We start from the raw sequence: 13,237 nt of genomic DNA, 5'->3' as shown, positions 1-13,237 counted from the left end.
TCATCACCTCCATGATCTCCCAGATGGCCCCCTCCGAGTCGGGCGTGATCAAGCAGCTCAACTACTCGGCGGTGATGCTCAACCACCTCAAGAACGTGCTCTACATCCGCCAGGTGAAGGACGTGGCCCTGCACGGCCCCATGATCGGCGTCTCGCGCTTCACGGTGATCGTGCTGGAGAAGAACACCCCCAAGACCGAGATCTGGCGCGCCCTGGAAGCCGCCACCACGGCCATGCGCTCCGTGGGCAAGATCACCGTGGCCGTGGACGAGGACATCAACCCCAACAACGTGGAGGAGGTGCTCTGGGCCATCGCCTACCGCACCGACCTCATGAAGTCCGTGAAGATCGTGGACCACCAGGCCAACGGCCACGCCCCCAAGCTGCGCGACCGCGAATGGGAGGCCAAGATCATGATCGACGCCACCATGCACTACGCCATGCCCCCCGTGGCCCTGCCCGCAAAGGAGATCATGGAGGAGGCGCGCGAACTGTGGAACCAGGCCGGGCTGCCCCCCGTGACCCCGCGCTGGAAGTGGTTCGGCTACAGCCTGGGCGACTGGTGCGACGAATGGACCAGGTGCGCCGAGCGCGCCGTGGCGGGCGATTGGCTGATCAACGGCCTGCGCACCGCCATGCTGGTGGACACCGACGCCGTGGGCGGCCCCACTGCGGGCGTGCCCCGCAAGGGCGTGGTGAGCTGGAACGAAAAGACCGGGAAGGTGGACTACCCCGAAGGCTTCCCCCTCAAGGACGCCTTCGACACCGACGAATAATCGCGCGTGACGTCGGCCCGGCCTCTCCCGGCAGGGAGGGCCGGGCCGCTTGCGCCAATGCGACCCGGCTCCGGGCGGCAGGGGCCGGACCCGGAGATGCCCGGCATGCCCGCGCAACACCCCGAACCGGCAGCGCCAAGCGCGGCGCGCCCTCCCGACCGGGCGGCGGCCCCGCCCAAAGGAATCCCGAACCCATGCGAAGACTCGTCGTCGGCATCTCGGGGGCCAGCGGCGCCCTCTACGGCGTGCGCCTCCTGGAGGCGCTGCAGAGCGTCGCGGACGTGGAGACCCACCTCGTCGTCAGCAAGGGCGCGGAACTCACCCTGCGCCTGGAAACCGACCGTTCCCTGCAAAGCGTCCAGGCCCTGGCCCCACGTGGTGCACGACAATTCCAACCTGGCGGCCTCCATCTCCAGCGGCTCGTTCCCGGCCCTGGGCATGGCGGTGGTCCCCTGCTCCATGAAGAGCCTGGCCCAGATCGCCCTGTCGCTCAACGACAACCTCCTCACCCGCGCCGCCGACGTGACCCTCAAGGAACGCCGCAAGCTGGTGATCGTCCCGCGCGAAACGCCCCTGCACCTGGGACACCTGCGCCACATGACCGCCCTGGCCGAAACCGGCGCGGTGATCCTGCCCCCCGCCCCCTCGTTCTACCACGGCCCGCAGACCATCATGGACATCGTGGACCAGACCGTGGGCAAGGTGCTCGACCAGTTCGGGCTGGAACACGACCTCTTCCGCCGCTGGAGCGGCGCGCACGGGGGATAGCGGCCTGGAGCAGGGCGGCTTTGCCGCCCGTAAGCGGCTCCAGCAAACCCCGTCTTCGGGGTTTGTCATCACGCGAAAGGGACGCTTTCGCGTCCCTTTCGGGGCGGCCGGAGCCGCCGGGAGGTTCGGCTTGTCTAGTCGCGGCAGGCGCCGTGCCAGGCCACGAGACTGAAGGGGGTGTAGTTGTTGGCCGGGTCCACGGCGTAGCGGCAGCCCAGGGGCGAGGCTTCGTCGGTGTTGCGGATGGTGCTGGGCGAGCCCTTGAAGAAGGAGCATTCGTTGTTGTTGCACACCAGGATTTCGCCCCAGCCGGACTCGGGGGGGCCGAGCCACGGGGTCAGTTCCTGACCGCAGTGGGGGCAGACGTGGGTCTGGGTCATCGGGGGGTCTCCTCGGGGAAAACGTGTGGAACGCCACTTGAAGTAGGCGCTTCCGGGGCTCTGTCAAGCCGGAGCGGCCCGCCCTGGGGTGGACGGGCCGCGCGGGGCGTTGCGGCTAGGGGATGATGGGGTTGAGGTTGTCGCGCACCCAGTAGAGCAGGGTATACTTTTGGGAGAGCGCCTCGACCATCTCGGTGAGCACGGATTTGTCCGGGTCCTGGATGCGGATGTAGACGGCGCGGTGTCCTTCGTCGGCGTGGGTGAAGGAGGTGAGCACGCTCACGATGCGCGCGCCGAAGCTTTTGAGGTCGTCCAGCACGTCCTTGAGCTTGCCCGGGGAGTTGGGCAGGCTGAAGGCCAGCTGCACGCCGCCTTCGGTGACGCCGGTGATCTCCACGAGCACCTTGAACACGTCGGAGTCGGTGATGATGCCCACCACCTTGAGGTTCTCGTCCACCACGGGCAGGCCGCCGAAGTTGTTGTTCATCATGAGAACGGCGGCTTTTTCCACGGTTTCGGAGGGCTTCACGGCCAAGGGGGTCTTGGTCATGATGTCCTTCACCTTGATCTCGGAGAGCAGGTAGTAGAGCTCGTGCATGTCCAGGCTGGTGGCCTTGGAGGGGGAGGCCTCCTTGAGGTCCCGGTCCGAGACGATGCCCAGGAGCCTCCCGGAGTCGTCCACCACGGGGAGGCGGCTGATCTTGCGTTCGCGCATGAGCTTGGAGGCCTTCATCATGGAGGTCTCCGGACCGACGGTGATCACGTCTTTGGTCATCCAGTCGCGTATGAGCATGGTGTGTCCTCGCTTTTCTGAGACGGCGAAACCAGCCGTGCGTCATGATTGCAGAAAAACGTGCGGAGGGCAATGTCCGGCAGGGCCTTGGCAGGTCATTCCCAGGGCACGCCGTCCAGGTCTAGGTCGGGGTAGCGCTGGGCGTCGCTCAGTGCGGCGGGTTCGGGCGGCTGTTCCCAGTCCCGCTCCTGGGGGGCCGGTGCGGGGGGCTCGCCCGGGAGCGCGTCCCGTGCCTTGTCCAGGGCCTTGAGCAGTCGTCTGGCTGGTTCGAAATCCGGGTCCAGGGTCAGGGCGCGTTCCACCTGGGCGCGGGCCGGGTCGAGCTGGTCGGCCGCATAGTGCGCCCGGGCGAGGTTGAAGAGAAGGTGTTCGTCCTCCACGCCGAAGCCCAGGGCTTTTTCGTAGAAGGCGCAGGCGTTGTCCAGCATGCCCCGGCGGCGCATCTGGATGCCGAAGGCGTTGAAGAGGTGGCGGTATTCCTCGGTGAAGGCAGTGGGCAGGAGCATGAGTTGCCGGAACACGTGGCGGGCGTCGTCCAGGGAGCCCGAGCGCAGGTAGACGAAGCCCAGGCCGAAGATGGCCCGCACGTTGTGGTGGTCCAGGTCCAGGGCCTGTTTGAAGAGCGTCTCGGCGCGGCCCGTGTTGCCGGCGTCCAGGCTGGCCTGCCCGGCCTCCACCAGGCCCTCCACCCGTTCCATGACGGGCTTGACCTTGTTGTAGTAGTAGAGCGGTTCGGGCCGGTAGCGCTCCAGGAGGTCCTCGAAGGTGAGGGGGCGGCCCTCGCCCTCCGGGTGGGCGTGGACGTTGAGCGGCCGGATGGTCAGGGCCTTTTCCGATGTTTTTTCCACATAGTAGTACACGTCGCGCCCCGAGAGTCGGGCCTGGCCGGCGCTGCCGGGCTTGTCCGGGCGCTTGTCCGACACGGCCGTGCGGAACGCGAACTTGAGGAAGATGCCGGGCGCGCCGGCGCGTCTGCGTTCCCCGCCTGCACAATCCGGTTCCGCATCGACCACGCGCGCCCCCTGCCTGGACGTGTGAACGCTCGGGGCGTCCCGCTCCAGGCGTTATCCCAGGAGCGGCCCCGCACGCAACACCCGGTGTGCGGGAAGCCCCGCCGGAAGGCCTCGGCGGGGCTGGGAGGAACGCGCGCGCAGGAGAGCGTCAACCGGTACGGATCAGGCCCGGCCCGGCCCGAGCGCGGGCGGACAGGAGCCGGGACCGCCGCGCGCCTCGTCCTGCAGGGAGTCGATGAGCGCCTGGAGCGCCTGGGCCTGCCCGGCCAGGTCGCTCACGGCCTTGGAAGCCTCGGCCATGGACTGGGAGGTATGGGCCGAGACGGAGTTCACTTCCTCCACGGCGCGGCTGATCTCCTCGCTGGAGGCCGACTGCTCCTCGCTGGCTGCGGCGATGGCCCGCACCTGGTCCGAGGCGGACTCCACGAGCCTCACGATCTCCTCCAGGGTGCGTCCCGAGCCGTCGGCAAGGCGCGAGGCTTCTCCGATGAGGGTCACGGAGCGCTCCACGTTCTCCACGTTGCGCCGGGCGCTCTGCTGGATGGCCCCGATGGCGTCGCCCACCTCTCGTGTGGCGGTCATGGTCTTTTCGGCGAGCTTGCGCACCTCGTCGGCCACCACGGCGAAGCCCCTGCCCGCGTCGCCCGCGCGGGCGGCCTCGATGGCCGCGTTGAGGGCCAGGAGGTTGGTCTGGTCGGCGATGTCGGAGATCACGGTGAGCACGCGGCCGATGTCCTCGGCCTGGGCGCCCAGCTGGCGCATGTCGTCCTTGAGCCGTTCGGACTGTCCCTGCACTTCGTGCATGCCCGCGAGCACCCGGTCCACGGCGCCGGAGCCCTCCTGGGCCTTGGACCGGGCCTGGTCCGCGGTGGCGGCGGCCTGGGAGGCGTTGCGGGCCACGTCGAGCACGGTGGAGGTCATCTGTTCCATGGAGTTGGCCGTGTCGGCGGCGCGCCCGGCCTGTTCGCGCGCGCCCCGGCTGGAATCCTCGATCCGGTGCTCCAGTTGCGACGACGCGCCGCTCAGGCCCTCCACGATGCGTTCGAGCTTGCCGGCGGCCTGGAGCATTCCCTCGCTGCGCGCGGCCTCGGCCCGGCAGCGGGCGTCTTCGGCCTCGCGCGTGGCGGCTTCGGCGTCGCGGGCCTTCTGTTCGGCCTCCTGGGTCTTGGCGCGGATCTCCACCATGTTGGCTTCGAGCTTTCCGGCCGTGGCGTTGAGCACGTCCAGGATGGCCCCGATCTCGTCGGTGCGCTGATGGCTGGCGCGGTGGGCGTAGTCGCCCCTGGCGATGGCCGTGAGGAACCCGCTCACCTGGCGCAGGGGGGCGATGATCACCCGGGTGGAGAAGAGCCACACCACCACGGCGATGGCCAGGAGCCCCGCCCCTGCCGTGTAGGCCAGGTTGGCCTCGGCGGCGCGCGCCGGGGCCATGATCTCCTCGCGCTCGATGATGCCCAGAAGCTTCCAGCCCGTTCTGGACGAGGTGACCGTGACGCCCAGGCAGGGCTTGCCGTCCACGTTCACGTCCAGGTGGCCGGAGGTGAGCCTGAAGAGCTCCGCCAGGTACGGCGCGGCCTCGCCGACCTTCTTGAAATTGAACGCCGGGTGGCGCGGGTCTGCCAGCACCACGCCGTCGTCCTGCACGAGCACGAGATAGCCCGTGCGGCCGAGCTTGATGGACGCCACGAGGTCCGTGAGCTTTTTGAGCGAGATGTCGATGCCGATGACGCCGATCACCTCCTGGCCGCGCAGCACGGTGCGGGTCACGCTGGTCACGGCCTCCTTGGTGGTGGACATGTAGGCCTTGGACATGGAGGGCTGGTCCTTCACGGGCAAGGCCTCCTGGTACCAGGGGCGCTTGCGGGGGTCGTACCCGGCGGGCATCTCGGAGTCCTGCAGGGCGCTCACGAAGCCGCCGTTGCGGTTGCCCATGAACACCTCCACATAGGCCGGATGGGCGCGCTGCACGGCGTCGAAGAGGGCCACCACCTCCTTGCCCACGGGGTCGCCCGGGTCCACGGAGGACTTGCGCGGCGCGCTCGTGCCCACGAAGGTGGAGGTCACCTCGTCCAGGCGCGAGGCCAGTGGGCTGCGCGCCAGGGCGTCCGCGTTGAGCCTGCTCTCGTCCAGGAAGAGCGTCACCGAGTAGTCCACGTGGGCCAGCTCCCGCGAGGCGGACTGGAGGAACGCCTCGGACGACGCCGTGGAGACGTTGGCGGCCACGACCTTGAATATCACCGCGAAGACCAGCGCGATGACGAGCAGCATGCCCGCGATGAGTTTGGTCTTGATGGACAGGTTCATGGCGGCCTCCTTGCCGCTCGGGAGCGAGCGGCTTCAAACGTGATGGACTCTTCAATCATTCATTATTGCCACGAACGAATCGCCCGCGCAAGGCGGTCGCGAGATCGTGACGCAAACCCCACGGTATTGCCTCCGCCCCCGCGAGCCCGGAGCGCGGCCGCGCCCGGCCCCTTGCCGCCCGGGGCCGCCCGCGCTAGTGTCGCGGGAAAAACGAATCCAGGACCCTCCATGCCCAAATCCGCCCCGCTTCCCGTGGAAAAACTCCGCGCGGCCTGCCCGCCCGAATCCGTTCCCTACGCCACCAGCCAGGACATCCCCCCCGTGGACCCCAGCGCCTCGCGCTTCCAGCCCCGCGCCATCTCGGCCCTGGAGCTTGGGCTCGCGCTCAAGGGCCGCGAATACAACATCTACCTGGCGGGCGACCCCTACATGGGCCGCACCCACTTCCTGAAGTCGTTCCTCGCGCCCATCGCGGCCAAGGCCCCCACGCCGCCCGACATCGTCTACGTGCACAACTTCGACGACCAGGACCGCCCCCGCGCGCTGCTCCTGCCCGCAGGCAAGGGCCGCGCCCTCAAGGCCGGGCTGGCCAAGGCCGTGGCCGCCATCCGCGAGGACATCCCCTCGCGCTTCGAGCAGGAGGCCCACCTCTCCAAGCGCCAGAGCCTCGCCCGCGACTTCCAGGCCAATCGCGAGGACCTCTTCGCGGAAATGGAAGAGCGCGCCGCCGAGGAGGGCTTCAACCTCGAAGTGGACGAACACGGCGGACTGACCCTCTACCCCCTCCTGGAAGGCAAGGTGGTCAGCGACGAGGACTTCGAGCGCATGGACCCCGAAACCCGCAAGGCCCTCAAGGCCCAGGGCGACGAGGTGCTGGGCAACCTGGGCTCCTACCTGCGCCGCCTCACCAGCGACGACCGCTCCTACCGCGACGGCGAGAAGAAGATCGACCGCGACACCGCCGCCGAGGTGGCCGACTGGCGGCTCAAGGAGCTCCAGGAGGAGTTCGCCGCCCACCCCGAGGTGCTGGAGTTCTTCCAGGCCGTGCGCCAGGACGTGCTGGAACACTACGACGCCTTCCTGGCCAAGGAGCCCCCGGCGCTGCCCACGCCCCAGGCCGCCGAGCAGGGACTCACCGCCGACGCCCTGGCCGACCGCTACGAGGTGAACCTCTTCGTGGACAACTCCAAGGCCGAGGGCGCGCCCATCGTCATCGAGGACCACCCCAACCATCCCAACCTCCTGGGCTCGGCCGAGCGCGAGTCGGATTTCGGCGCGCTCTACACCGACCACACCCTCATCAAGGCCGGCTCGCTCCACAAGGCCCTGGGCGGCTTCCTCATCCTGCGCATCGACGACCTGGCGCACGGCGGCCAGGCCTGGGAGGGCCTGCTGCGCGCCCTGCGTTCCGGGCTGTGCCGCATCGAGGACCCCTCCGACGGCGACGCGGTGCGCACCCGCACCATCGAGCCCCAGCCCGTGCCCCTCACGGCCAAGGTGATCCTCGTGGGCACCGACGAAACCTACGAACTCCTGCTCTACGGCGACGAGCGCTTCCAGAAGCTCTTCAAGCTCAAGGCCCACATGCAGGACCACATCCCCCGCACCCCCGAGAACGAGACCGCCCTCCTGGGGCTGGCCGGGACCATGATCGCCAAGGCGGAACTCAAGCCCTTCACGCGCGAGGCCCTGGCCGGGCTGGTGGAGTACGCCTCCTCCCTCACCGACGACCAGGAGCGCCTGAGCCTGCGCCTGCCGCTGCTGCGCGAGCTCATGTGCGAGGCCTCCGCCCTGGCGGGCCTGCGCGGGGCCGAGGCCGTGGACGGGGCGCTGTTGCGCCAGGCCCGCGAGGCCAGGCTCTTCCGGGCCAACCTCCTGGAGGAGGACTTCCTGGCCGAGTACGACCGCGAGATCATCAAGGTGGCCACCGACGGCCAGGCCGTGGGCCGGGCCAACGGCCTCTCCGTGCGCATGGTGGGCGACCTGCCCTTCGGCCTGCCCCACCAGATCGCCTGCACCGTGGGCGTGGGCCACGGAGGCATCCTGGACCTGGAACGCGAGGCCGAGCTGGGCGGCCCCATCCACACCAAGGGCATGATGATCCTCAAGAGCTACCTGGTGAGCCAGTTCGCCCAGGACAAGCCCGTGGTGCTCACGGGGAGCCTGTGCTTCGAGCAGAGCTACGCCGAGGTGGAAGGCGATTCGGCGTCGGGAGCGGAGCTGGCGGCGCTGCTCTCGGCCCTTTCGGGCGTGCCCATCAGCCTGTCCATGGCCTTCACCGGGGCGGTGGGCTCCTCGGGGGCGATCATGGCGGTGGGGGGGCTCAACCAGAAGATCGAGGGCTTCTTCGAGGTGTGCCGCCGCCGGGGGCTCACGGGCAGGCAGGGGGTGCTCCTGCCGCGCGACAACGTGGTGAACCTCATGCTCAAGGAAGAGGTGCTCCAGGCCGTGCGCGACGGGCTCTTCAACGTCTGGCCCGTGGCCTGCATCGAGGAGGCCATGGAGCTGCTCACGGGCATGGAGGCCGGCAACCGCGGCCCCGACGGCCAGTACCCCCAGGGCACCCTCTTCCGGCTGGTGGACGAGCGCCTGGCCCGGCTGGCGCAGCTGGCCGTGAAATGGGGCGGCTTCTCCCGGCCCCTCAACCTGGAACCCTGAACGCGAGGCCCGCCATGTCCAAAGCCTGGATTCTCGAAAAGCTGCCCGAGTTCGTGCGCGACATGCTGCGCGACTTCTGCCTCGCCGCCGACATCCTGGAGAGCCAGTTCGCCGTGTTCGACCAGACCAGCCAGCTCTCCTTCGAGGTCCTGCACGACCTCGTGGGCGAGGAGATGAACAAGGGCCTGCTCTGGCGACTCAAGGACACCGCCCATCACCTCTTCCGCAACGACGCCAAGCCCGGGCTCTCCAGCCAGTTCCTGGACTGGTGCATCGGCTACATCTTCCACGAGACCATGAAGCTCAAGGAGGACGCCTACCAGCAGCAGAACTACGGCCCGTGGTTCCGCGAACTCATGGACCGCGAACTCCCCGAGGACGAACACCTCGTCTCCCGCGAGCTTTTCCAGGTGGTGCTCCAGACCAACGAGTCCATCCGCCGCGAGATCGCCCGCGTGCGCTTCTTCTTCGGCAAGTGCCGGGCGCTGTTGGCCGCCTACCTGGAGGACCAGGGCGACAACCCCCTGCTCGGCCGCCTCCTGCACGACCAGAACGCCCTCGTGCGCAAGATCTTCGGCCAGGAGTACGAAGGCCTGCTGCGCTCCATCTACGGCGACGAACCCGAGGCCCTCTACGTGATGGCCTCCCAGAGCCTGCGACAGGGAGGCTGGATGCGCCACGCCGCCGAGGCCGCGCGCAAGGCCTTCGAGGCCAACCCCGCCAACCCCCGCGTGTTGCGGGAAAAACAAATCGTTGATACGTGGCTGGAACGAGTCAAGCCCTGACATTTCCCCCCCGCCCAGCCATTCCCGCCAAGGAGGACGCCCCAGCATGACCCTGATGCACCTGAACCGCACCATGCCCCGGCTGCGCCTGGACAACAGCGACAAGCCGGAGCTCTACAGGGAGCTCTTCCCTTATACGAAGATCAGCCGCGTGCCCTTCGACGACACCATCGCCATGCCCCGCCCCGCCGAGAGGATGTTCATCACGGACACCACCTTCCGCGACGGCCAGCAGGCCAGGCCCCCCTACACCGTCAAGCAGATCGCGCACATCTTCGACATGCTCCACCGTCTGGGCGGCCAGTCCGGGCTCATCCGCGCCAGCGAGTTCTTCCTCTATTCCGACAAGGACCGCCGCGCCGTGGAGGCCTGCCAGGCCAAGGACTACAAGTTCCCCGAGGTCACGGGGTGGATCCGCGCCAACGCCAACGACCTGAAGCTCGTGAAGTCCATGGGCCTCAAGGAGACCGGGCTTCTCACCAGCGTGTCGGACTACCACATCCACCTCAAGCTGGGCAAAGACCGCAAGGCCGCCATGGAGGGCTACCTGGCCGTGGTGGACCAGGCCCTGGAGTGGGGCATCGTGCCGCGCTGCCACTTCGAGGACCTCACCCGCGCCGACATCTTCGGCTTCTGCCTGCCCTTCGCCCAGGCGCTCATGGAGCGTTCGCGCCAGGCGGGCATGCCCGTGAAGATCAGGCTGTGCGACACCATGGGCTATGGCGTGCCCTACCCCGGCGCGGCCCTGCCCCGCAGCGTCTCCAAGCTCGTGCGCGCCTTCACCGACGAGGCCCAGGTGCCCTCGGAGTGGCTCGAATGGCACGGCCACAACGACTTCCACAAGGTGCTGGTGAACGCCTCCACGGCATGGCTTTCGGGCTGCTCCGGGGCCAACTGCACCCTGCTGGGCTTCGGCGAGCGCACCGGCAACGCCCCCCTGGAGGCCATGGTGGTGGAGTACATCTCCCTCACCGGCGAGGACGACGCAGCCAACACCCAGGTGATCTCCGAAATCGCCGCGTATTTCGAGGAAGAGCTCGAATACGCCATCCCCGCCAACTACCCCTTCGTGGGCCGCGACTTCAACGCCACCTCGGCGGGCATCCACGTGGACGGCCTGGCCAAGAACGAAGAGATCTACAACATCTTCGACACCCAGAAGATCCTCGGGCGCAGCGTGCCCATCATCATCACCGACAAGTCCGGCAAGGCCGGAGTGAGCTACTGGATCAACCACAACATGGGGCTGGAAGGCGACGACGCCGTGGACAAGCGCCACCCCGCCGTGGACAAGATCTACAACCGCATCATGGAGGCCTACGAGTCCGGGCGCAACACCTCCTTCTCCAACCAGGAGATGCGCGCGCTGGTGAAGCGCTACATGCCCGAACTCTTCACCTCCGAGTTCGACCACCTGAAGAAGCTGGCCCACTCGCTCTCGGCGCAGCTCATCCTCAAGCTCTCCGAGGAGAAGTGCCTGCGCGAGATGGACCCCGAACGCTCCTACGCGCGCATGGCCAAGTTCCTGGGCGAATACCCCTTCATCCAGTTCCTCTACCTGGTGGACACCGAAGGCCTGCTCGTGACCCGCAAGGTCTCCGACCCCGCCGACCGCGAGCGCTTCTCCACCATGCAGGTGGGCGTGGACCTCTCCAACCGCGAGTGGTTCCAGAAGCCCATGCAGAACGGCAAGTTCCACGTCACGGACTTCTACACCTCGCAGTTCACGGGCAAGCTCTGCCTCACGGTGTCCGCGCCCGTGGCCAACGAGCGCGACGAGATCGTGGGCGTGATCGGGGCCGACATCCGCTTCGAGGAGCTCATGCGCCGCCAGGGCGACCTGGAAGATGAACAGGATCTGGTCGAGCTGGAGTGAAAAGCCCTTCGCCCTGCCGCTGGCCCTCACGGGAGTGATGCTGGCGGCTTCGGCGCTGGGATTCTCCTGGTATGAATCGGAGACGCAGTCCGAGCCCGTCGGCTTTTTCGAGGGCCTCTGGTGGGCCATGGTCACCCTCTTCACGGTGGGCTATGGAGACTTCGCCCCCAAGACCGTGCCGGGGAGGCTCCTGGGCATGGCGGTCATGGCCTCGGGCATCGGGCTGGTCTCCTCCATCACGGGCGCCATGGCCTCGGCCATGGTGGAGAGGCGCATGCAGCGCCGCAGGGGGCTTCTGCCGGTGAACGCCACGGGGCACGTGCTCATCCTCGGCTGGAACGGCCACGGACCGCTTCTGCTGGAGCGCCTGCGCCGCATGCCCGAACTGGCCCAGGCCCAGACCGTCCTGGCCGCCGACATGGAGCCCTCCCGCTTCGAGGAGATCGCCCAGGCCCTGGGCCAGGGGGCGGGCCTGCACTTCGTGCGCGGCGACACGGCGCTCAAGGCCGTGCTGGAGCGCGCCAACCCTGCCAGGGCGCGCCTGGCCTTCATTCTGCCCAGCGAGGACGTCCCCCCCGAGGAGGCCGACAACCACTCGGTGCTGGCCACGCTCACCCTGCGCGCCCTGGCCCCGTCGCTGGTGATCTACGCCGAGGCCCTGCGCGACGCCGCCCGCGACCACCTCCTGCGCGCCGGAGCCACCAAGGCCGTGGGACGCGAGGAGCTGGCCGCCAAGGCCTTGGCCTTCATGGCCTCCCACCCCGTGATGCACGACGTGCTCCACGCCCTCCTGGCGGGCGGCAACCAGGGCAGCCTGCGCTACCGGCCCATGACGCGCCAGGAGCAGGCCGGGACGTGGTCCGCGCTGGTGGGCGAGTCCCTGGCCGCCACGGGGCAGCTGCCCCTGGCCGCCTGCCGCCTGCCGCGCACCCTCAAGCTCTCCGACGTGCTCGACGCCTCCCAGGCCCTGGACAGCTACATCCTGGAACTCTTCCAGGCCGCCGGGCGCGACGGTCCCCTGGGCAGCCAGGGGCCCAAGGTGGTGCTCAACCCTGGCCCCGGAACGGACCTCTCCGCCTTCGACGGCATCATCCTCCTGGAGCGCACGGCGTGAGCGGCTTCGAGCGCATCAGCCTCTTCGCGGACCTCGACCCCGGGGAGATCGAGGCCGTGCGTCCCCTCTTCACGCGTCGCGAAGTGCCTGCCGCCACGCGCATCATCGTCGAGGGCGAGACGGGCAGCGAAATGTTCGTCCTGGTTGCCGGGAGCGTGCGCGTGGTCAAGTCCATGGTGCTGCCGGGCATCGCCCCCGAAGCCCTGGCCGGAAAGGAGCCCTCCAAGGTGCTGGCGCACCTTACGGGCGACGCCGCGCCCTTCTTCGGCGAGATGGGCCTGGTGAGCGACGCCCCGCGCTCCGCCACGGTGGAAACCCAGGAGCCCTGCACCTTTCTGGTCACGGACCGCGAGCGACTCTTCGAACTGGTGCGCGCCCGCCCGGAAACCGGCTGCAAACTCCTGGCCGCCCTCTGCGGGCGTCTCGCGCACATGGTGCGCTCTTCCAACGCCGAGGTGGTGAAGCTCACCACCGCCCTGGCCATCCTTCTGGCGGGCAGGAGCTGACCCGTGGCCCGGCCCGGGGACGACACGCTGACGCACCGCGACCTGGCCCGGGCCCTGGGCGTCAGCGAGACCACCATCAAGAGCTACCGCCGCAAGTTCCCCGAGTTCTGGCAGGCCGAGGGGGACGGCAAACCCCTGCGCTTTCCGCCCCGCAGCCTGGACCTGGCCCGGGCCATCCAGGCGCTCTTCCGGCGCAGCCTTTCCGTGGAGGCCGCCCGCGCCCGCCTGGGCGGCACCGTCACCCACCTTGCCACCGACGAGGGC

At 68.6% G+C, this 13,237-nt stretch carries 11 protein-coding genes and 1 pseudogene; 8 read left to right on the top strand and 4 right to left on the bottom strand.

Translation table 11 applies throughout. From position 1 onward, the window contains the following. A pseudogene (locus ACV4UX_RS13685) lies at positions 1-776 on the top strand (UbiD family decarboxylase); the annotation flags it as partial. Positions 777-1,151: 375 nt separating this feature from the next. Further along, the gene (locus ACV4UX_RS13680; RefSeq protein ID WP_491593836.1) at positions 1,152-1,544 is read left to right on the top strand and encodes a UbiX family flavin prenyltransferase; all 393 of its coding nucleotides are present in this window, start codon (positions 1,152-1,154) and stop codon (positions 1,542-1,544) included. A gap of 134 nt (positions 1,545-1,678) precedes the next feature. On the opposite strand, the gene ACV4UX_RS13675 is transcribed toward ACV4UX_RS13680, so the two are convergent. From ACV4UX_RS13675 to ACV4UX_RS13660, 4 genes are all read right to left on the bottom strand, one after another. Beyond that, on the bottom strand, positions 1,679-1,924 hold the full coding sequence (locus tag ACV4UX_RS13675; protein WP_491593835.1) for a hypothetical protein: 246 nt from the start codon (positions 1,922-1,924) through the stop codon (positions 1,679-1,681). Between the two features lie 115 nt (positions 1,925-2,039). Then, positions 2,040-2,717 carry a CBS and ACT domain-containing protein gene (locus ACV4UX_RS13670; protein ID WP_491593834.1) on the bottom strand — a complete coding sequence of 226 codons (678 nt, stop codon included), beginning with the start codon at positions 2,715-2,717 and terminating at the stop codon, positions 2,040-2,042. A gap of 95 nt (positions 2,718-2,812) precedes the next feature. Continuing rightward, on the bottom strand, positions 2,813-3,730 hold the full coding sequence (locus ACV4UX_RS13665) for a tetratricopeptide repeat protein (RefSeq protein WP_491593833.1): 918 nt from the start codon (positions 3,728-3,730) through the stop codon (positions 2,813-2,815). Positions 3,731-3,892: 162 nt separating this feature from the next. Continuing rightward, on the bottom strand, positions 3,893-6,034 hold the full coding sequence (locus ACV4UX_RS13660) for a methyl-accepting chemotaxis protein (RefSeq protein WP_491593832.1): 2,142 nt from the start codon (positions 6,032-6,034) through the stop codon (positions 3,893-3,895). Positions 6,035-6,262: 228 nt separating this feature from the next. Here ACV4UX_RS13660 and ACV4UX_RS13655 point away from each other — a divergent pair, with 228 nt between their 5' ends. The 6 genes from ACV4UX_RS13655 to ACV4UX_RS13630 all read left to right on the top strand — a co-directional run. Beyond that, positions 6,263-8,692 carry a Lon protease family protein gene (locus ACV4UX_RS13655; RefSeq protein ID WP_491593831.1) on the top strand — a complete coding sequence of 810 codons (2,430 nt, stop codon included), beginning with the start codon at positions 6,263-6,265 and terminating at the stop codon, positions 8,690-8,692. Between the two features lie 14 nt (positions 8,693-8,706). Beyond that, positions 8,707-9,477 (top strand): hypothetical protein, encoded by a 771-nt coding sequence (locus ACV4UX_RS13650; protein WP_491593830.1) that lies wholly within the window; start codon positions 8,707-8,709, stop codon positions 9,475-9,477. Between the two features lie 46 nt (positions 9,478-9,523). Then, positions 9,524-11,353 (top strand): triose-phosphate isomerase, encoded by a 1,830-nt coding sequence (locus ACV4UX_RS13645; RefSeq protein WP_491593829.1) that lies wholly within the window; start codon positions 9,524-9,526, stop codon positions 11,351-11,353. Next, the gene (locus ACV4UX_RS13640) at positions 11,325-12,467 is read left to right on the top strand and encodes a potassium channel family protein (protein ID WP_491593828.1); all 1,143 of its coding nucleotides are present in this window, start codon (positions 11,325-11,327) and stop codon (positions 12,465-12,467) included. The genes ACV4UX_RS13645 and ACV4UX_RS13640 overlap by 29 nt, the downstream gene beginning before the upstream one ends. Continuing rightward, on the top strand, positions 12,464-12,973 hold the full coding sequence (locus ACV4UX_RS13635; RefSeq protein ID WP_491593827.1) for a Crp/Fnr family transcriptional regulator: 510 nt from the start codon (positions 12,464-12,466) through the stop codon (positions 12,971-12,973). Before ACV4UX_RS13640 ends, ACV4UX_RS13635 begins: the two co-directional genes overlap by 4 nt. A 3-nt stretch (positions 12,974-12,976) precedes the next feature. Beyond that, positions 12,977-13,237 (top strand): MerR family transcriptional regulator (locus tag ACV4UX_RS13630; RefSeq protein WP_491593826.1); only part of this gene is annotated, 261 nt, incomplete at its 3' end.

It is taken from the genome of Fundidesulfovibrio sp., assembly GCF_058402725.1.
Note: the sequence above shows the minus strand (reverse complement) of the source record. Positions and strands in the feature narration are given on the sequence as shown.